The sequence below is a fragment of the Methanosarcina spelaei genome (assembly GCF_002287235.1).
Classification (GTDB): Archaea; Halobacteriota; Methanosarcinia; order Methanosarcinales; family Methanosarcinaceae; genus Methanosarcina; species Methanosarcina spelaei.
The window spans coordinates 21989-41746 of record NZ_LMVP01000168.1 but is presented as its reverse complement, the minus strand read 5'-3'; the positions used below and the strand labels follow the sequence as shown (position 1 = coordinate 41746).

Below are 19758 nucleotides of genomic sequence, written 5' to 3'. Positions count from 1 at the left end.
CTGCTGTTGCCAGAGGTTCCGCTGCATAACAATGCAGCGGAACTAGCGGCGAGAGCAAAAGTCAGAAAAAGAGATGTGAGCCTTCAAACCATAACAGAGGAAGGAACAAAAGCAAATGACACATTTATGACGATTGTTCAGACAGCAAAGAAACTGGGTGTAAGTGCATATCAGTACATATGTGATAGAGTTAGCGGTACATTTGGGATGCCATCTCTGGCTCAACTAATCAGAGAAAAAAGCTCAATAAGCAGAAATTGAGAGCTTTCCACTCAATTTGAAGAGGATACCTTAATAGTCAAAAAAAAGAGAGGGGAGTACTTTCATTTAGTTGTGCATGTTATTCGAAGAATATCATGTACGTTTTCTATAATTATTAAACTTAAGGAAAATTTATTCTATTGCATTTATTTAGTTTCCAGCTATCTAATATATAGATAGGTAGGAGCAAAATTTACTTTTTATCAGAAAAATAACATTTGTTGAAGTCAAACTATATAAGAATCTCAATAATTTTTGATATTTGAAGGAACTGAAATGTTGACTGAGGATGAAATCTTTGCCAACGAAACTTATATTCGCGATCTCTTAAATGAAGTGGAGAGAGAAGGAGTTAAAGATTACATCCAGTACATTGAAACCTCTGATTTCTTTTCTGCACCAGCAAGTACAAAATATCATAGAGATTATCCCGGCGGACTTGCGGAACATTGCCTCAATTTATTAGAACCGCTGAAATTATCGAACTCTCGTCTTAAGGAAAAAGAGCAACTTCCTGAAGATTCTTTAATAATTATTGCTTTGTGCCACGATGTCTGTAAAGAAGGATTATATATTGGGGATTATGGAAATTATCGGACGTTACCAGATCATCCTGCAAATAATAAGCATTCAATTCTTTCTATTGAGAGAATTAAAAAGTATATAAGACTTACACGCAACGAAAGGGATATAATCCTTTATCATATGGGACTTTTTTCATGCTATGAATATGGTATGGAGTATACCCCAGAAGATTTGATGAGAGCTATAAAAAGACACCCTCTTGTACAGATTTTTGCAGCTATTGATATGGAAGAAACTCACTGGCAAAGGTAAAGATCAAGCTTTTTAAGATAAGCCTTTAAGCTTTTAAGATAAAGCCTAATCTTTTAAGAACTATCGCCTTACTGACCTGAGTAACTCTCTTTTAACAAACATTTAGTTTGAATTCTTTTTATATTAAACTAGAGTAGTAGTAAAGAGGGAATAAAAGAGGGTGAGAAATTAAATTGGGAAAGGCTTTGGAAACCTAAATTTAGAAAATGAACTTATCAAACAAGGAGTAAAACAGGTTGAGATCGAAAGGAACTCCGAGAAAATAAAATCATAATATGGGAAAAAATCATAATATGGGGGAGAAAAAGTAATGCAAGCAAGCACTACTGAAGTTCAGAGCATTTTAGGAAATGTAAAATATCCTGCAACGAAGAACCAGGTCATCGACGAAGCCCGAAAACAGAATATTAGTGGCGACACAATGCAGACTCTTGAGAACATTCCAGACAGGAAATACAACAGCGCTGACGACGTCGTCAATGAATTTGAAGGTTTTCAAAAGGCTGTAGAAGCTTTCCATAAAAGGAAATATCCTGCAACAAAACAGGAGCTGGTCAATGAAGCTAGAGATCTTCATGTCCGTGATGTAATAATAAAAGCTCTTGAGGCCTGCCCGGATAAGGAATACTCCAGCCCTGATGATGTTATCAAAGAATGCAGAGCCAGAATCCAGAACAGATAATTCGATTTCAGACAGGTAGCCGCTAAAAGCGAAAGATTAAAACAGAAGATTAAAACAGAAGATTAAAACAGAAGATTAAAACAGAAGGTTAAAGCAGAAGACCAAAAACAAGATGGAAAAACTGTAACTTCGGTTCAGACCGCCTTTTGTCTTGAATTTTTAAGAGGGGAAAATAATCCCTTAAATTTTCCTCAAAAGATAATACTTATCCATCAAGATATGAGTCTGGAAAGAAATATATTAGAGAAATAAACAAATAATTGATTCGTCATCCTTTTCAGGTAATTGGTTCTTTGTCCTCCCCAAGTTTATGAAGAATAGAGTTTTTGAGATTCAAAGCATTTGTGTCTTCCGCACTAATTCTTAAAGTATTCTCTACTGCAGATAGTGACTGCTTATATCTTCCGAGTTCAAAGAGAATAGACCCTTTGTTGAACCAGGCTTCAGGTCTGTTTGGGTTACTCTGCAGCGCTTTATCAAGTGCCTTTAATGCTTTTTCAGGCCTATCAAGCATATAAAGAGTAGAACCTTTGAAACTCCAAACGTTTTCATTTTTAGGATTAATCTCAAGAGATTTATCAAATGCTTCTAAAGCCTCTTCATATCTACCAAGAGTATAAAGAGCAGAGCCTTTATAGTTCCAGATATCTGCATCATCCGGGTTGATTTCAAGACATTTATCAAATTCTTCCAGCGCTCTCACATACTTATCCGGTTCGTAAACCTGCCTGTCTCTGTGCCCCTTACCGGACACTTCAGGAGAGTTATATGGGAGAGTATTCAACTCTTTAATCAGACTTTCATCTTCGAGTTTAGACAACATGTTTTTATATTTCTGGATTTCAACGTCCTCTGGATAGAGTGAAAGGATCTCGTTAAGTGTATCCATTGCCTCTTTATATCTTCCAAGCTTGAATAAGGCAAGAGCCTTGAACTTTAGTGCATATTTATAGTTTATATTGTCACTCTTTTTCCATAGGTACAGGTTTTCTTTAGAAATTACCTCTGGTATAGTTTCCAGGGCACTGTCAAAAGCTTCTATTGAACTTCTGTATTTGCCGGTTTTATAGAGTACAGTACCTTTAATCAGCCATGCCTCAGTAAAATATTGATCTTCAGTTATTTCTTTTTCAAGAAAAGCCAGTATTTTCTTAATAGTAAAGCTGCTCTCATCTTCTAATGAAAAGTCTTCATCCTGCATTAAAGACCCGAGAATGTTAATGACTTCAATATCGTTTTTTCTTCCTTCATACGTTTCTAATCCGATAAATTCCTCTTCATAAAATGAGTCTCTCTTAGAGTGATGAAACTCACGACTTTTATCCGTTGCACTCATATTATCAGAACCCGAAAATATGTTTGTCAGAATTCATTGCCAGAACTCATTATCAGAATTCACTATCAGAATTCATTATCAGAACTCATTATCAGAACTCATTATCAGAACTCATTATCAGAACTCATTATCAGAACTCATTATCAGAACTCATTATCAGAATTCATTATCAGAATTCATTATCAGGATTCATTATCAGGATTCATTGCCAGAACTCATTGCCAGAACTCATTATCAGAATTTTACTTAAGAATTTTACTTAATCACTTATCAAACGAGATTTGTTGGCTTTACTAAGCTCGCTGACCTTAAACCTGCACTTGTTCTCATTAACCCGAAATATTTCCCAAGAAGATATATTTCCCACGGATATATATTTGCAATGTAATATTAAAATATACTTTTTGAAAAAAGATATTGGAAAAAGTAGAGCTCCCTGGTAAAAAAGTTTGATGAAAAAAATCAAGATTTACTTAGCCGCCGATGTCGGATTCTGAGAGAATTTGACAGATTCAAAAATAAATGAGATTTCAATTAAAGTCTTGGAGTCACTTTTGTTATTAAATAATCGATGGTCATTTGAAATTTGACTAAGAAAAGTAAATTTAAACTTTTGGATTAGCAGCTCCTTATATGATCCACCAGCTCTTTTACGCTTTAACTCTCTATCAGGCTCTTTTACGTTTAACTTTCTGTTATACTGCATCAAGGTCTACAGCTCTGGCTTCAGGAAAACTTTCAACGAGCATCCGTACGGTTTCTGGATGACAAGTGAAATAAAAAATCTGGTTGTCCGATGCAAGATCCTTTATGGCTTCACAGGTACTTTTGCAACGTACAGGATCAAAGTTCACCAGAACGTCATCAAAAACAATTGGAAGAGATTCCGAATGTCGGCCGAATTCTCTAATGAAACCGAAGCGTAGAGAGAGATAAAGCTGTTCGGCCGTTCCCCGACTGAGTTCCTGGATGCTCTTCTGACGTCCATTCCGGTCTTCAACATAAATTTCGGTAGAGTTGAGTGGAGAATAAATCCTTGTGTACCTGCCTCCGGTAATATTTGAGAAAAAAGCCTGGGCTTCCACGAGAACTGCAGGCTGTCTTTCCTTTTCATAGACTTTGACTGCTTTAGCAAGGATCTCCCGGGCTAAAACCAGAGAAGCCCATTCCCTTGACTTTTCGTGGAGTTCTTCCAGCAGGCTTTCCTGCATTACCCTTGCCAGGGAACCTTCGCTTCCATGTTCAAGCTGTTCGATCTGGTTTCGTATCGCTCCACGACTGTCTATAGTATTTGAGACCTCTTGTTCCAGGGTTTTCAGGCACTCCTCAAGCCTGCAATTCTCGTCTTTCAGACCTGAGAGATCAGAGGCTTGCAGCTCTCCCACTAAAAGCTTGTACTCTTCGTCATCTCTGGAAACCCGCCGGATTTGTTGTTCAGCTTCTCTTTTCCTAGTTTCCAGCTCGGTTCGTTGAGCCCAGAACCGAGCGTTTTCGTAGAATTCTTCTTCCGTCTCTGCATAACCGGAATTAAGAAGAACTGCAAACTCTTCTGCAGCCTCTTCATACTTATTCCTGGCTGCCTGAAGTTCAATATTGAGTTCTTTCGATTTCGTTTTCAGCTGCTGAAGGTTTCTTGCCTCATCAGATGACTTTTCAAAGTCTGAAAGGAGTTTTTCAACCCGGGCGTCAAAAGAGAGTCCGGAAAAAGGAAGTCCACATTCTTGCAGGACCCCGGCTACTTTTGCTTCATAGGCTTCTATCGACGTTCTGCTGGAAGCTGCCTGTTCTTCAAGTTTCCGGATAGCCCGCTGCCTGTCAAAGCACGTCCTGATTACCGAAAAAATTTCAAGCACACTTTCTACTGAAAGCGAAGGATCAAGTCCGTAATTCCTAAGCCAGCTAGTCCACTTTTCGGATATGGCATCACTTGCCTTTTTCTCCTCAAGGAGCCTGGCTTCCAGCTTTCCTTTTTTATGATTAAGGCCTTCGGACTCAGCCTCAAGTTTTCTCACTCTTTCAGCCTGATTAAATGCAAAACTTACGTCTTCCCTGAGTTTTGCTATTTCACTTTCGATTATGATTCCTGAAAAAGGCCTTCCACATGCTTCCAGAACTTTACAGGCTTTTTCTTCGTATTTTCTAACAGTAGCTTCTTTGAGCTTTACCTGTTTTTCCAGTTCTATTATATTCTTTTGTTTTTCCAGGCAGGCGCCAACTGCGGAAACAAGTTCAAGCACATCCTCTGGAGAGAACTCAGGGCTGAGCCCTGAAGAAACGAGCCATACCTTCCATTCCTGGAAAACTTTTTCCTGCTTTGCCTCTTCGGTCCTGAGAGTATCCTTAAGTCCCATATAACTTGCATTTAACCTATCCAGCTTCTTCTGGAGCTTTTCCTCCCTCTGGCGCAGCTCCGAGGCAGTCTTCAACTCAACCATGGCCCTTTGCAGTTCATCGGCTTTTTTTTCCCTTATTGAGGGATCAGGAATATCTTCAAAGCCACATTTTTTTGCACGGGTTTTCATAGATACTTTCAGTGCAGCAATCTCTCTGAACAGCTTTTCCTTTGAGTCCTTTATATCCTGTTTACGGGATTTAGTATTCTCCGGGTGTTCTTCCCATGCCGGCTGGACCGAGGACTTATTAGTGGCTTTCAAAAAGTATACTGCAGAGGTAGTGAAAAGAAGAAGAAATATGACAAGTCCGGAAAGCAGAGTACCATTAATACTTTCGTAAACCAGGCCAATGCAACCTGAAAGCAGAATCATTCCTGCAGGCCAGAGTGGAAGTCCGCTCTCATTTTCGGTTTCTCTGTGTCCCAAAGCTGTAAAAAGCATTTCTTCTTTTTCCAGATTTTTGAGTTCATTTTCTTTTTCTCTCAGGAGAGGTTGGGTCACCCTGAGATAGCTTACAGCTTCAAGCTCCTGCTTCAGCTCTTCAGGCCTGGGAAAGGTCGAGTATACCTCAATTTTCTCTTTTAGAGCCTCGATTTCCTCGCAGACTTCTCTAATTTCCTCAGAAGCAAGTTTAAGCCTGTCACAGTGCCTCTCAATTATTTTTCCTGCCTCCTCCATTTCCCTTCGCTTTCTGAGCACAGTTTCTTTTGAAATGATGGAATGCTCGAAAAGATCAAGGACAGTTTCATCCCATCCCTCCTCAAGTCCTGAAAGAGTTTTCCTGAGTTCAGCCTTCCTATCCTGAAGTTCCTGAGTTCCGAAAAGGAGAAAATCCTTATCAGCCTGGTATTTTTCGATTCCGTTTCCAAGTTCGATGACCCGGTCTCTGTGTACAAGAAGGCTTTCTTCAAAAAGATTATTTTCCTGGAGTATCCTTTCGATGCTGTTAAGGACCTGCTGAAGTTCGTTTCTGGTCTCTTTTACTTTATCTTCAATTTCCTCTACTGACCTTCGCATCTGAATAACTGATTCCTTTGCAGGGATAGAGCGGTCAAAACGATCCAGAGATTCTTCGTTCCAGGCCGGACCGAGTTCCAGAAGAAGCTCAGTAAGCCCGGCTTTTTCCTGCCTGAGGTTCATTTCCAGAGAAGGAAGCGTTTTTTCTTCAGACCTGTACTTTTCAATTCCGCTTCTCAGTTCCAGCACCGAATCTTTTTGCTGCAGAAGGTTTTCGTCAGGTGAAAAGCTTATTTCTTTAACGGCATTTTTATCCAGTTCCTGCTGCAGCCTCGAGATAGTCTCCCTTATTTCCCCAGTTCGCTCCTTGAGTCTTGTAAGCTTTTCCCCCCCTTTTTCAGGGAAACTTTCAAGCTCAGGTAAGCTTTCAAGGGCGATTTTTGACTCACTGAAGACCTTCCAGTCTTCCCAGACAGAAATTAAGTTTTGAATGTGGTTTAGTTTTTTCCTTATATTCTGAGACTTTTGTTTTAATTGGTTAATTTCCAGAGTTTTCTGTTCCATTTCGAAATGAAGCGAATCGTATTTTTTCTGGACTCCTTCAAATTCGGAAATTTTTACTTCAGTTTTTCCTATCTCCCTTAATAGCTCATTTATAAGAGGTTTGCTACCTCTAGGCCTATACAGATTGTTTTCAATGCTGCTGACCGAGTTCATCAGTCCTGAAATAGAAACTCCAACTCCCGTGCCAGCACTGTAGAGTTTACTGTTGATGCTCAGGTCGTTCAGGGTCTCGAAACTCTGTAGTTCTTCAAGGCCAAAAGCATAGATATTTTCAAAGACATTTCTGTCCGCATAGCCTAATAGTTTAAGGAGTTCAGCCTTACCTCCTAGATTCCCATCTGGAAGCAAAACCTTTACATCTTCTTTTCTGCCTGCATTTCTCTCTATGACCCATCGGTCTCCGGTAGAATCAGTCACCGCAAGCCGTCCCCCATGCTTTACACCTTCAAGTGGAGGATAGAGGTTGCAGAGCCTTGTGTTAGTTAGACCGAAATTCATTCTCCGGATAAAAGTAAATAATGTCGATTTTCCTGCCTCATTTGCCCCTGTAAAAACGACCAGACCTGAGGGAAGATCTCCCATAGACAAGCTGGAAAACTTGCCGAAGCCATCAATATGGATGGCATTAATTTTCATTATCTTCCTCCGTAAGTAAGGCATCAAGCAGGATATTTTCAGCTCGCTGAAGCAGAGAACTCATCTCTTCGTTATCAATTCTGGTAATGTATTTTCTTCCGTTCCTGGAACTAAAAAAAAGAGGTGAAAGAAACTCACGGAACTCATTTCGAGCTTTTTCATCAGTCTTCAAGCCCTCTACAATTTTTACCAGATCTCCTACAAAATCTTCCCTTTTCAGAAGAAGCTCTCTTTCTACCGAAAAGAGCGTCTCATTTTCAATGCGCTCTATCCAGATGAACTGTCTACTCCAGTTTTCTCCTTCCCTGAGCAAACGCATGAGATCCTCAAGCAATCCCTCCTGACTGAGAATGTAATGCAGCGGTCCCCTTCCTTTAAGAATAAACCTGCAAATAGCAGATCTTCCTCCTGACTTTTCCCTTATATCGTCAAGCTGGCTTTGAAGGCTTTCTATTAACTCCCCTTCTTTTTCCAGACCTTCTATGGAAATTTCCCTGATATGCCAGCGGACAGAGTCGGTCTCTATAAACCTGGTAGAAGTATCTCCTCCTGAGGAAACATTCACAACAAAGCACCCCCTGGCCCCGGTTTCACCGGGATGCCTGCCCTGCGGATTTCCGGGATATATCACAACCGGAGCTTCTTTGCAAACTACAGAAGGAGTATGGATGTGACCAAGAGCCCAGTAATCATAATTGAGCTCCCTGAGGTCCTGCAGGGTACAGGGTGCATAAGGATCATGTTCCGGGTTGCTTCCCACGCTGCAATGCAGAAGCCCTATGGTAAACGGCCAGTTATCTTCTTTTCTTGGAAAGTCTTTTACAAGATTTTTCATTATGTGCTGTGTCGGATAGCTCATCCCCACTATGACGGCGGCAGTTTTCCCTTCTTTTTTGAATTCCACAACCTCGGCCCCTTCCCCACTCATGATATGTACATTTTCGGGCCATGTAAGGCTTGCAGACCAGCCGTCAAGAGGATCGTGGTTCCCATGGCAGATAAAAACCTGAATTCCGGCGGTTTCGAGTCTCCTGAGCCCCTCTACAAACTTCACCTGCGCATAGAGGCTTTTGTCGGCACTGTCATATATGTCCCCCGCAATAAGCAGAAAATCGACTTCTTCATCCATACAGAGCTCTATAATCGCCTCATAAGCCTGAAAGGTAGCTTTCGCAAGCCTTTCCCCAAGCTCAGGATCAATCCCGGAGATCCCAGTAAATGGACTGTCAAGGTGTAAATCCGCAGCATGAACAAAACTCAAAGTCCCGGCCCTGCCAACATCTGCCGACATATTTGTTTTTTTCATTGGAGATACCACTAACATATTTATAATATTTATACCTCCAACTGTATATAAACCCAGTTAAATGTTCTGGATTAGGCTTCAGAAACAGATGATTAAATTAAGAATTAATCCCATAAGTGTTTGTTAAAAGTTTAAATCTTCAACTAAAGGGACTTATTAGAATTTCAGATTTGTACAGGTATGGTAAGAAATTAAAAATGATTCAAATTAAGAGTAAGGCTTTTTTGACAGTGTTGGACTTTCCGCTTATTTTTTGTAGGCCCCTGAACTGGAGATATCTTTTATTACTGGAATTACAATCTATTTCTATGTCCAAACAGCTTATGGATACAATACAACGGATTCTAGAGACCTCTTTAGTGCAAATTAATACTGGAAAATCTAAAAAAGCGCTTGAAAACCTTGCAAAAGCCGAAAAGCTTTCTGAAAAGGCAAAGAGACCTGACTACCTGTGCTCGATCTTTATGTTAAAAGGAAGAGCTTTGCTTGCCGAGCAAAGGAAAGAGGAAGCCCTGGAAGAGTTCCAGAATCTAATCGAATTTGCCGTGCCTCTCTTTCAGGCTGACCCCGGAGAACCGGTGCATCAGTACTATATCTACAATTCATTTGGTTTCACTATAAAGACTCTCTACGAGTTTGACAGTGTTTCAAAAACGGAGGAGTATTTATACAGAAGTAAAAGAGATATAAATAGAATTCTTGCCACTTATGATAATCTTATTGTCAGGGTTCCGGATAATCCGGAATACATACATAATTATTTGAAATTTTTGGAAAATATAAGAACCTATTACCTGAAAGCTCAGAAGACTGAAGCTGAGCTAGAACTGGTCAAAAGAATCGTGCAAAATTATGGGAAATTATTCGAACTGATTCCCGGGAAACAGGAATTATTTGATAACCTGAAGAAAATCACGGAACAATTTAAAGATTATTGTCTTTTATTCGGGAATTTTGAGGATGCAAACCGGGTCTTTGAACAGATAGAAGAAATCTATAAAAAAATCCTCAAAAAAGAACCCGGAAACATGATAGTCTCTAATCATCTTCTTTCCTTATACGAAGTCTCAGCTGACCTGTACATAAAACTTGGAAACATCGAGAAAACTGAGGAAACCTACCTCCGGGCCCTCGACTTTCTAAACGAAAAACTCAGAAAACAACCTGGTAAAATTAGTTACATCCGGAAACAGCGCGAAATATACCAGACTCTCAGCAGGATTTTTTATGATGAAAATGAAGTTGAAAAAGCGACTCAATATGCTGAAAAAGCCCTTGAAACACTCAAAGAATTAGCCGGGAAAAAATCGGAGAACCTGAGATATCAATATGAGATTTCCGACGACTTTGCCGAACTTGGGAAACTATTTGAAGAGCTGGAAGACATAGAGCATGCAAAAGAGTGTCGCATGCAGGAAATCAAAATTTACAGGAATATTCAAAAAAGAGATCCTGAAAACCAGGTAAATGCAGCAAATATAGCAGCCACTCTGGACCAGATCGGACACCTCTACGCAGGAAAAGAAGATATAGAAACTGCAAAACAGTACTATGAAGAGGGAATTGACATCTATAAAAAATTGCTTGAATCTGATCCAAAAAATATTGACAATGAAATAGGTATCGCAAATTCCCTGGATTACATAGGTGAACTATATCCGGATCTTGAGCCTGAAACCGCTCTCAATTACTATGAAAAAGCTCTTAAAATAAAAGAAAAAGCCTTGAAGCTTTTCCCGGAGAGTATAGATTACAGGGAAGATCTCATTTATACCCTGAAGGACCTTGAATCCCTAGCTTTGAGGCAAAAACAATATGAAAGCGCAATCCAGCACCGTGAGCGCATCACAGAACTGAGCTTGCAGATTGCCAGCGAGGATCCAGAAGACAACGGTTACAAAAAAGAACTGGCTCTTTCCTACAAAGACCTTGGGCTACTTTTTGAAAAAGCAGGAAAACCGGAATTTGCAAAACTGCAGTATTCAAAATCAGCCGATGTTTTCAGGAGTATTCTTCAAGATGAAAACGAAGAAGACTTTGTAAAAGACCTGCTGGCGATGTTACTCCAGAAGCAGGCAACTTTGTTCATTCATGAAAAAAAGTACGATCTTGCGAAAGAATACCTGGCCTTTGTCCGTGATTACTATGAGGACTTATATAAAAAAGCTCCTGAAAAACCGGAAAACTGGAAAGCCGTCTGTGAAATTCGGACACTTAACGGGATTTTACATGAACAACTCGGGAATTACGACGTAGCTATCCCAATCTACGAATCAATTCAGACGATCCTGGATAAACATATTGAGTCTGAACCCGATAACCTTGAGTACCAGTCAATGATGAGTGTTTTATATACACAGCTAGGTATTACATATCATTCAGCCGGAGAGTATGACAAATCAAAAGAGGCTTTCGAAAAAAGCATTCCCCTAAACGCAAAAATACTTGAAGAAAAACCTGAAAATTTCTTAGATCTGGGTGGAGCAGCAGTAACATTTGCAGAATACTCAAATTTACTCACGGATATGGGCAGAGAAAAAGAAGCAGAAGAATACGCTGCAAAAGCTGACAAAATAAAGGAGAAAATTGAGAAAGTATGCGGACCTGATGAATTTATAATGGAAGATGAGGGGCCCGGAAAAGAGCTCTGAAATCCGAAGAACACAGGTTTCATAAAAACAAATTTCAGGACAGGGTGTAATTACACCCTTATGTTTTTCCTGGCAGTTCTTCAGTAATAAGTCAATGTCTACCCAGAAAATGCACAGATTTGCGCTCTGCATCCATTTGTCTTGTTTTGCAGGTTTTAGTTTCAAGTATGCTGGTAAGTTTAGAAAACGAATGCAATTGAACAGGTACATTTAAAGATGAGATACCAACCAGACAATGGAACAAGACCATTATTTAAAAACGAAATACTTTTGAGATAAAACAGATTGAAGGCTGGCTAAAAATCCAAAAATCCAAAAAAGATAGGAGAAACAGGATGGAAACAGGATAAAAACAACATGAAAACAAGATGGAAAAATGAGGTTTCTAACCTTTATGTTGAAAAATAAAATCATACTTTCAAGTAAAAATGTACAGATCGATTACCTTTTTAGAAATTCAATAACCTCTTTCTCAGACTTTGTTTTTCTATCATTTAGTGCGGTTTTTGCTGTATTAATGCACAATTAATTCGATTTTGTGGTTTTTAGAAGCATGCGGCTTTCAAATTCATCACATAGCTTGTGAAGAATTTATTTTTTCACATTTGTCAGAACTAATTTCAAGCAATAAGCAGATTGTATTATAAGAAAGAGCTGGTAATTACGTCTGATAAATTACAAATAACCCTATTCAAAGCTTCCTCTAAAAGGTTCTATATGCCTGAACTGCAAACCCTGCATATGGATAAAAAAGTGTTTGTTGGTGTAGACGGATGCAGAGCTGGTTGGTTTGCAGTTGCACTAACAGAAACTGATAGTTTTGGTGTATTTCAGTTTTATAAAATCTCGGATCTCTGGAACTATTTTTATGACGGCAAAATTAATGTGCGTATACTTGTGGACATTCCTATTGGTTTAATAGACAGCAAATCTAATTTAAAGAGAAGATCCTGTGATGTAGAAGCTCGAAGATTATTAAGACCCTACAGGCAATCCAGCGTTTTTCCAACTCCCTGTAAAGAAGCAATCTATGCAAGAAACTATGAAAGCGCTTGTGTCATCAATGAAGAAGTTACAGGCAAACGGCTTACAAAACAAACATGGGGAATCGTTCCAAAAATCCGAGAAATGAATGATTTTCTTATAGCCACAGGTTCTGCAAAGGAAAAAATAATAGAAACCCATCCCGAAGTTTGCTTTTGGGCTCTTGCCGGAAAGCCAATGGAGTATTCTAAAAAGGAGAGTGAAGGTTTTAACGAAAGAAAGAAGCTACTGCAAGGAATTTGTACTTCCACAGATAAAATTGTGCAGAATGCTCTTTCCAAATATAGACGTAAAGATGTGGCAAAAGACGATATTCTTGATGCTCTGGTCGTCTCTGTAACAGCAAAATTGTCTTTTCAGAGGGGACTAAAATCTATCCCCGAAGTTCCTGAAAAAGACTCTCAAGGGCTTCCTATGCAGGTGGTTTATACAACGATTTGTTAATAGGATTTACAATGTTGGAAACTGAAACTACAAAAATCAAGCATAAGATTGCAAGATCAAAATATGCCTTCAAAGCAGAGAAAAGCAGCTAAAGAAAATAGATAAAACATTAGTGCGAGGGATGGGATTCGAACCCACGAATTCCTACGAAACTAGGCCCTCAACCTAGCGCCTTTGACCTGGCTGGGCAACCCTCGCATAGCGATATATTACAAGCAAAGAATATGGAATTCTTCACAAAAATAACTTTTAAAAACGTATGAAAATTTGAAGTTAAGTATTTTAAGTTGACAGATTAAGAAATTTAGTGCGAGGGATGGGATTCGAACCCACGAATTCCTACGAAACTAGGCCCTCAACCTAGCGCCTTTGACCTGGCTGGGCAACCCTCGCATTTCGTATTAATCTGTGTTAAATCTATGTTTAGTACTGTTTCGTTATGAATATCCGGCGCGCTTTACGCCTTGCACTCCCTCACAATATCATGGATAATATATAAACATTTCGAGTCATGAAGGTCACAGGGAATAAGTTTTGGAAGAATACTAATTAGACAAAATGGCTTCTATAGTATTCAGGTACAAAATAATAATAGATCAGGCATAGAAAGTCCAGAGAAATGTCTACTCATTGAAATATTCAGGGCTCTAAGTGCCTTTAACTTCAAAAAATTGGGTATGGGCCTATCCGAGCTGGAGCTCAGAACTGGTCCAGAATGCTTAAAAGTTCTTCAGCTCTGCCTTTGACCACATCTGCTGCATTAAGGGCAAGGTCTTTCGCTGTGTAAGAACCATCGGACTCCATTGTAAACACAAAAGCATTCTCATCGAAGCCAATCTTTATCGCGTTAATATCACAGACCTGTTCGCAGAGCCTGCAGAGTGAGCATTTCAGGACATCTTCGTCAGAAACTTTGGCCCCTGAATCTTCAAACCGTATAATGCTTTTCGGGCATTCGGCTGCACAGTGCCCGCATGCATCGCAGTTTTCAATGGTTATAACAGGCACGTTCTTGTAGCCGCAAGCGACTCCTGCCTGCCATTTAACGCTGTCCCTACCGTAGCCCATATGAGCAATGGCCTCAAGCACAAGCTTCTGACCTTTTTTCAGCTCAACGATCGGGATATTGGGATCAGCAGGCTGTATTTTTGGGTCAGAGGAGATAAGATCCCGTGAATAAACCGTGCCCGGACCTTCTGCGCTCAGGGTTAAGGAAACCTCGCAGGCAGGACAGCCCTCTCCTCCGCAGACGTCGCATTCTGCCTGTGGCACATACGTCTCTACATCCGTAACAAGCGGGATTAAGGACAGACGTAGAGCCAGCTGCTCATCATAGAGTACCGAGGTGTTGTCATAAAGGTTCACATATTCAATCGCAAGCGTTGGTACATCTGCGACCATGGCGCGCCGAATGCCGTTGGCAAAAGATGTGCTAACTTTTGAGAGCACGAATTTTGCAGATCTATCCGATAACTCCAGAATGTCTACTTCCATCGTCATATTCCTTAATTTCCCTTATATTTTTGATAACATTGAAAAAGAGAGTTTTAGGAGAATTTCGGAAGAAATTCTCTGAAGAATTCTCTTATACACGTCTTCCGCCTTTCGGGCGAGTACCATCGTGCGGGACAGGAGTAACATCTTCAATCCTGCCAATCCGGATTCCTGCTCTTGCAAAAGCCCTGATTGCAGCCTGAGCGCCAGGGCCCGGACTTCTCTGCTTGTTCCCGCCAGGTGCTCTTACCCTTATATGGATGCCGTGGATCCCCTTGTCCCTTAGCTGGTCAGCAAGCTGGCCTGCCATCTGCATGGCAGTATAAGGAGAGCTCTCGTCTCGTGCAGCTTTTACAACCATACCGCCGGAAGACTTTGCAATAGTCTCAGCTCCTGTAATATCGGTTACAGTAATGATTGTGTTGTTAAATGAAGATTTGATGTGAGCTACGGCCCATTTCATGTCTGCCATGATTATCTCCTCCCTCTCTTCTTCTTTCCGCCGCCTCTTTCAGGAGGTTTCTCTCTAGCCTGTTTTGCTTCTGCAACAGCTCTTAAAGTAGTTGTGCTGTCTGCAAGGAAAGCTGCCACCTGCACAGGTCTTTCAGCGTGAGATTCGCTAACAAGCGGAGAGGTTAAATAATACCCGATATGCATTTCATCTTCCTTGGAGACAAGCATTCCAGGAACTGTAGCTTTTCTGCCGTTTATTGCGATATGCCCGTGAGTAATAAACTGACGAGCCTGGACAACCGTTCTGGCAAGCCCGAGACGGAGAACCTGAGTCTGGAGTCTCCTTTCGAGAATATTTTCGGTTTTTAAAGAGAGAATGTCGTCAATGTTAGCATCTGATTTGATGATACCGTAACGGATAAGCTTTGCAAGAATTTCTTCGGACTGGGTCTTTTGATGTCCTTCAAGTCCTCTTTCCTGAGAGTTTGCAGCGCTTGCAAGTAATGTTCTGGCTTCAGATCTGTACATCCTGAGCTTACTGGCTGCTTTCCAAACTTCTCTCTTGTTTCTTAGACCGTATGCCTTTACAAGCTGGACTTCAGATGCCATCCTGGCTTCCTGCCAGGGGTGCTTAGGAGTCTCAAAACTTTTACTTTGTTTACCTGGATATGCCATTTAAAATCACCTGACCGGAAAATCACTTCTTTCTGCTGACACCGACAGTTGATCCGCGGCGGCCTGTTGATTTTGTTCTCTGTCCTCTGACCTTAAGGCCTCTTTCGTGCCTGAGTCCTCTGTAGGCGCGAACCTTTTTCAGGTTGTTAATATCTTCCCTGAAAGTCAGTAAGATATCCGTTCCGAGCAGGTGCTTATCCTGTCCTGTTGCCAGGTCTCTTTGCCTGTTTAACATCCAGGACGGGACAATTTCCTCAAAATTCCCGATTGCGTCATCTAGCTTTGCCACTTCTTCATCTGGCAGGTATCCAAGTGTAGCAGTAGGATCTACCCCTGCGCCCTTTGCAATAAGGATAGCAGTGCGTCTCCCGATTCCCGGAAGACCTGTAAGGGCGTACTCTACCGGTTTTGCCCCCTGCAAGTCGGTATTCATAATCCGAACAAGATGCCTTAATTCTTCATTATTCTTTTCTTCTACCATATACTCCCTCCAGGGGAATGCATACAGCATCCTGTAGCCCCTGATCGAATACCCTAAAAGAATACACGAAAAAGTCAGGAGCAGCTCTCAAAAGGAGCTTCTTTACAGCACATACTGATGAATTCATTTACATGCAGTTACCAGTATATAAGGATATCTGCGCTTAGACCCAACTGAAAGCGGATGTTCCGAAGGACTGAAAGTTGATAACAGTTATGCTGGCCGTGGCTTGATATCAGGCCTGCTGTAAAAAGTCGAAAAGTATCCTCCACCAGCATCAACCTAATTTCGAAGAAATAAAAAGAGGGCGATTCAGTATCTGTCCTCTTTTTTAGTTTACATAAAACCGTTATTACCGCAGCTTAAATGTCTTCGGTGCAAGCCTATATGCAAGAATCAAGGCAACGGCGATATATACAATGCAAAATACTGAAATCAACGTGCCGAAAATCAGAGTCGGGACCTTCTTACCAATGGCAAAATAACAAACGAAATAAGTAAAGGAATTGAGAATGGAAAAAGTACCATTTTTTATTTCGAGACCGATATTGTAAGGCTGCAAAAGATAATATAACACCATATTGTGCACCGAAAAAAATACCGACATAGCGACAATGGAAACAAACAGTAACACATAATTCAGTACATTGTCCGTTCCGCCTGTAAGCCATAACAGAAGCGGCAGCCCGAATGCAAGTACCGAAGCGGGCATTAAATTTATCCATATAATGGATTTCAGCCGTTCCGTAAAGAGAAACAAAATTGCACGTGGCTGCCTGTAAAACCTGTAGGTAAGCATACTGTGGTCACAGTTCATGAACATGGCTTGGGTGATAACCTTGCCGCGATTAATAAAATACATGACAAACAGAAAATAAGGCAAAAAAGTCAGCATCATCCCGTTTATTACCGGTTTTGCCTCGTGGATAAGAAAACAGGCCGTTATGGAAAACGCAAGCACCGTAAGAGAAATTAAGGTGATATATTTGGCCGATTTGGTAAGCAACATACTGTGCCGCTGAACAAAAAGGTCGTTGAAATACTGATAGCCGCTTTTGCTGCTTGTTGCCTTAATTTCTATATTAGTTTGCAAAGATTTTTGAACAGCTCGTGCAGCCATATCTTTTCTGTTCATAACAAAACTGTCCGCTGTGAGAAGCTCCTTGCAAATACTTCGGTATTCACGAAATTTGAGCACATAAGAAAAGGAAAATACAGCCATAACAGCAGAAATGACAAACAACGTAAGAAAAATAGCTCCGTTGATAGCATAGCCGAGAAACGGCAGAAGATATGCTGCAACCAATGATGCGGCAATGCCAATCAAGGCAACCGGATTGAACTTATTTTCATTTTTTGCATGGCCGGTTCTGACATAGCTATGAAGCGCGAAAGCAGTAAAAACCAGTTTTACGGAAACTACGAAAAGCGGCATCAAAAGGCAGATAACCATAGGTATCCCGGAAAGCAGTCCGAGAAGCAGCGTGAAAGGCAAAAATCCGACAACGATTTTCAAAAGGAAATAGAAATAATTCGAAAGCATATACTTCCGCGCGCTCATTCGCATGAGAAAAATGGCATAATACTTGTCTCTGGTGGGATCAAATATTTGCGTGTTGAGAAAACCGCCAGCAACGGTAAGAAAGAAAAATATATGCATGAAGCTGTTCGCAGGACTACTTTTCATGTGGTCTTTTAGAAGAAAGATCATAATAAACAAATAAAGCAGCTTGCTCAGAAAAGTCGAGATTATCTCCCATAAAATGCTGACAAAATTGGCAAGTCTTTTCAGCCCCGGACTTCTATAGAGTGAGACCGGTAGCAGCTTTTTGATGACAGGGATGGATTTGAGCGAATAGATAATGCCATTTGTTTGGTATGCGTTTTTAAGCCTGAAGGACATGAGGAAAGTATCAATCATTTTCATCCTTCCTGAGGGCCTGAATGATCTTATCCTTGAAAGCTTCGTTGCTGAGGTCATCCTTTTCCATATTTTCCAGAACCCCGCCGCTCAGGATCACGATCTCGTCGCATAAATCCAGTGCAAGCTCCATGATATGAGTAGAAAAAATAATAATATGGTCTTTTTTGATTTGGCGCAATAGCCTCTTCATTTCGTCGGCGACCACAACGTCAAATGAGGTCAGCGGCTCGTCTAAAAGTAGAATGCAGGGATTTGCTATGAAGCTTACAAGCATTTGCATCTTACTCTTCATGCCATGAGAATAGTCCTTCAAAAGCCTGTCGCGGTCCTCCATTCCGATTTTTACAAAGTTGAAATATTCGTCAATAGGCTTAATGTCAGGAATCTTTTTCATGTTGATGTCAAGAAAGAACTTTAAAAACTCTCTACCTGTTAAGAACTCCGGAACGACTGGCGTCGATAGAACATATCCGATATCGTCTGGACAAAGTTCTCTCTTCACTCTGTTTTCTTCAAGGAGAATTGAGCCATTGTCAATCTTCAAATCTTCATTGATGCAGTTAAACAGTGTGGTTTTACCTGAGCCGTTTCTACCGAGGAGTCCATAAATTTTCCCCTTTTCAAAGGCAAAGCTCGCACCCCGTAAAACCTCTTTTTTATCAAAACTTTTTACGATATGGTTCAGGATCAGTTTCATTTTCAATATTCCCTGTTTGTTTCCGTTTATTTTTTCTCGTTCCCGCCTGAAAATCAATCGATCATTTTTGGGTTTCTTACCTTGACATTGTCAGATTAACTTCTTTCTTCGATCATAATTTCTGTATTATCCCATTTCACTCATGGTTTTAAAAGATTTTTATTCAGATTCTCATTCTACAAATACTAACTTTTTTAATAGAGAAACTTTTCTTTTTACAAATTTACAATCTGTTTCAGGAAAAAAATATAGCTTACCAGCCTAAGGAATAAGAATTTACTTAATTTTAATCAAAACTTCAAATATTTATGACCCTTTTAACCTGCTTTTTACAGGAGAAGTGTTCAACAATTCATGTACAATGGAAGTGTTCCTTATGATCTTTTTTCGGAGGAACTCAAACTATTGGTAATTCAAGATACAATTGAGTATGAGAAGATATATTCGCAACAAAATCGGAGACATCTACAGATTTAAACATAATTTAGAAAAGACTTGAAAACATAATTTAGAAAAAGTTTGTAAACATAATTTAGAAAAAGTTTGTAAACATAATTTAGAAAAAGTTTGTAAACATAATTTAGAAAAAGTTTGTAAACATAATTTAGAAAAAGTTTGTAAACATAATTTAGAAAAAGTTTGTAAACATAATTTAGAAAAAGTTTGTAAACATAATTTAGAAAAAGTTTGTAAACATAATTTAGAAAAAGTTTGTAAACATAACTTAGAAAAGATATATAAATATAATTCAAGAAAGGCTTAAGAAGATACGCCGAGGGGGAGATTCGAACTCCCGAGGGGCTAGGCCCCACAAGCTTTCCAGGCTTGCGCCCTACCACTAGACTACCTCGGCACAAAACTTCAATACAACTCGTTTATGCCACATCTTTATACGTGAATTATACCTAGCCTTTGGAAAGATT

General features: G+C 40.0%; 14 protein-coding genes, 3 tRNA genes and 1 pseudogene. 5 read left to right on the top strand and 13 right to left on the bottom strand.

The features are described from left to right. The 3 genes and pseudogenes from ASJ81_RS22760 to ASJ81_RS09910 form a co-directional block, all read left to right on the top strand. Positions 1-261 (top strand): annotated as a pseudogene (locus ASJ81_RS22760) (hypothetical protein); the annotation flags it as partial. A gap of 279 nt (positions 262-540) precedes the next feature. Next, positions 541-1098 (top strand): hypothetical protein, encoded by a 558-nt coding sequence (locus tag ASJ81_RS09915; RefSeq protein WP_141241654.1) that lies wholly within the window; start codon positions 541-543, stop codon positions 1096-1098. A 310-nt stretch (positions 1099-1408) separates the two neighbouring features. Further along, positions 1409-1780: a DUF2795 domain-containing protein gene (locus ASJ81_RS09910; RefSeq protein ID WP_095644323.1), complete on the top strand. Its 372-nt coding sequence runs from the start codon at positions 1409-1411 to the stop codon at positions 1778-1780. 277 nt (positions 1781-2057) lie between these two features. Here the strand turns inward: ASJ81_RS09910 and ASJ81_RS09905 are convergent, their stop codons facing one another. The 3 genes from ASJ81_RS09905 to ASJ81_RS09890 all read right to left on the bottom strand — a co-directional run bounded on the left by ASJ81_RS09905 (position 2058) and on the right by ASJ81_RS09890 (position 8972). After that, positions 2058-3116, bottom strand: a complete 1059-nt coding sequence (locus ASJ81_RS09905) for a tetratricopeptide repeat protein (protein ID WP_095644322.1) — start codon at positions 3114-3116, stop codon at positions 2058-2060. 695 nt (positions 3117-3811) lie between these two features. After that, entirely contained in the window at positions 3812-7666 is a 3855-nt protein-coding gene (locus tag ASJ81_RS09895; protein WP_095644320.1) for an AAA family ATPase, read from the bottom strand. After that, positions 7656-8972, bottom strand: a complete 1317-nt coding sequence (locus tag ASJ81_RS09890) for a metallophosphoesterase family protein (protein WP_245860014.1) — start codon at positions 8970-8972, stop codon at positions 7656-7658. The genes ASJ81_RS09895 and ASJ81_RS09890 overlap by 11 nt, the downstream gene beginning before the upstream one ends. 359 nt (positions 8973-9331) lie before the next feature. Here ASJ81_RS09890 and ASJ81_RS09885 point away from each other — a divergent pair, with 359 nt between their 5' ends. Together ASJ81_RS09885 and ASJ81_RS09880 are read left to right on the top strand one after the other, a co-directional pair. Then, positions 9332-11623: a tetratricopeptide repeat protein gene (locus ASJ81_RS09885; protein ID WP_245860012.1), complete on the top strand. Its 2292-nt coding sequence runs from the start codon at positions 9332-9334 to the stop codon at positions 11621-11623. Between the two features lie 717 nt (positions 11624-12340). Further along, positions 12341-13111 (top strand): DUF429 domain-containing protein, encoded by a 771-nt coding sequence (locus tag ASJ81_RS09880; RefSeq protein WP_095644317.1) that lies wholly within the window; start codon positions 12341-12343, stop codon positions 13109-13111. Between the two features lie 113 nt (positions 13112-13224). Here the strand turns inward: ASJ81_RS09880 and ASJ81_RS09875 are convergent. From ASJ81_RS09875 to ASJ81_RS09835, 10 genes are all read right to left on the bottom strand, one after another. Beyond that, positions 13225-13309, bottom strand: a tRNA-Leu gene (locus tag ASJ81_RS09875). A gap of 110 nt (positions 13310-13419) precedes the next feature. Then, positions 13420-13504, bottom strand: a tRNA-Leu gene (locus ASJ81_RS09870). A gap of 306 nt (positions 13505-13810) precedes the next feature. Next, positions 13811-14611, bottom strand: coding sequence for a DNA-directed RNA polymerase subunit D (locus tag ASJ81_RS09865; protein WP_095644316.1), 801 nt, complete (start codon positions 14609-14611; stop codon positions 13811-13813). Between the two features lie 85 nt (positions 14612-14696). After that, on the bottom strand, positions 14697-15077 hold the full coding sequence (locus ASJ81_RS09860; protein WP_011305118.1) for a 30S ribosomal protein S11: 381 nt from the start codon (positions 15075-15077) through the stop codon (positions 14697-14699). Between the two features lie 2 nt (positions 15078-15079). Next, a complete protein-coding gene (locus ASJ81_RS09855) occupies positions 15080-15733 on the bottom strand; it encodes a 30S ribosomal protein S4 (RefSeq protein WP_095644315.1) in 654 nt (217 codons plus the stop codon). Between the two features lie 22 nt (positions 15734-15755). Beyond that, the gene (locus tag ASJ81_RS09850; RefSeq protein ID WP_095644314.1) at positions 15756-16244 is read right to left on the bottom strand and encodes a 30S ribosomal protein S13; all 489 of its coding nucleotides are present in this window, start codon (positions 16242-16244) and stop codon (positions 15756-15758) included. Continuing rightward, positions 16195-16341 carry a hypothetical protein gene (locus ASJ81_RS22755; RefSeq protein WP_170943266.1) on the bottom strand — a complete coding sequence of 49 codons (147 nt, stop codon included), beginning with the start codon at positions 16339-16341 and terminating at the stop codon, positions 16195-16197. Before ASJ81_RS22755 ends, ASJ81_RS09850 begins: the two co-directional genes overlap by 50 nt. Before the next feature lie 225 nt (positions 16342-16566). Then, positions 16567-18135 carry a hypothetical protein gene (locus ASJ81_RS09845; RefSeq protein WP_095644329.1) on the bottom strand — a complete coding sequence of 523 codons (1569 nt, stop codon included), beginning with the start codon at positions 18133-18135 and terminating at the stop codon, positions 16567-16569. Further along, positions 18128-18835, bottom strand: coding sequence for an ABC transporter ATP-binding protein (locus ASJ81_RS09840; protein ID WP_095644313.1), 708 nt, complete (start codon positions 18833-18835; stop codon positions 18128-18130). The genes ASJ81_RS09845 and ASJ81_RS09840 overlap by 8 nt, the downstream gene beginning before the upstream one ends. 770 nt (positions 18836-19605) lie before the next feature. Next, positions 19606-19688 (bottom strand) — tRNA-Ser (locus tag ASJ81_RS09835). Positions 19689-19758: the final 70 nt, after the last annotated feature.

Excerpts from the sequence above, each read along its gene's own strand:
- ASJ81_RS09910 (WP_095644323.1), top strand. The coding sequence starts at position 1,409 with ATGCAAGCAAGCACTACTGAAGTTCAGAGCATTTTAGGAAATGTAAAA.
- ASJ81_RS09905 (WP_095644322.1), bottom strand. The coding sequence starts at position 3,116 with ATGAGTGCAACGGATAAAAGTCGTGAGTTTCATCACTCTAAGAGAGAC.
- ASJ81_RS09895 (WP_095644320.1), bottom strand. The coding sequence starts at position 7,666 with ATGAAAATTAATGCCATCCATATTGATGGCTTCGGCAAGTTTTCCAGC.
- ASJ81_RS09890 (WP_245860014.1), bottom strand. The coding sequence starts at position 8,972 with ATGAAAAAAACAAATATGTCGGCAGATGTTGGCAGGGCCGGGACTTTG.
- ASJ81_RS09880 (WP_095644317.1), top strand. The coding sequence starts at position 12,341 with ATGCCTGAACTGCAAACCCTGCATATGGATAAAAAAGTGTTTGTTGGT.
- ASJ81_RS09865 (WP_095644316.1), bottom strand. The coding sequence starts at position 14,611 with ATGACGATGGAAGTAGACATTCTGGAGTTATCGGATAGATCTGCAAAA.
- ASJ81_RS09860 (WP_011305118.1), bottom strand. The coding sequence starts at position 15,077 with ATGGCAGACATGAAATGGGCCGTAGCTCACATCAAATCTTCATTTAAC.
- ASJ81_RS09855 (WP_095644315.1), bottom strand. The coding sequence starts at position 15,733 with ATGGCATATCCAGGTAAACAAAGTAAAAGTTTTGAGACTCCTAAGCAC.
- ASJ81_RS09850 (WP_095644314.1), bottom strand. The coding sequence starts at position 16,244 with ATGCTGTATGCATTCCCCTGGAGGGAGTATATGGTAGAAGAAAAGAAT.
- ASJ81_RS22755 (WP_170943266.1), bottom strand. The coding sequence starts at position 16,341 with ATGAATTCATCAGTATGTGCTGTAAAGAAGCTCCTTTTGAGAGCTGCT.
- ASJ81_RS09845 (WP_095644329.1), bottom strand. The coding sequence starts at position 18,135 with ATGATTGATACTTTCCTCATGTCCTTCAGGCTTAAAAACGCATACCAA.
- ASJ81_RS09840 (WP_095644313.1), bottom strand. The coding sequence starts at position 18,835 with ATGAAACTGATCCTGAACCATATCGTAAAAAGTTTTGATAAAAAAGAG.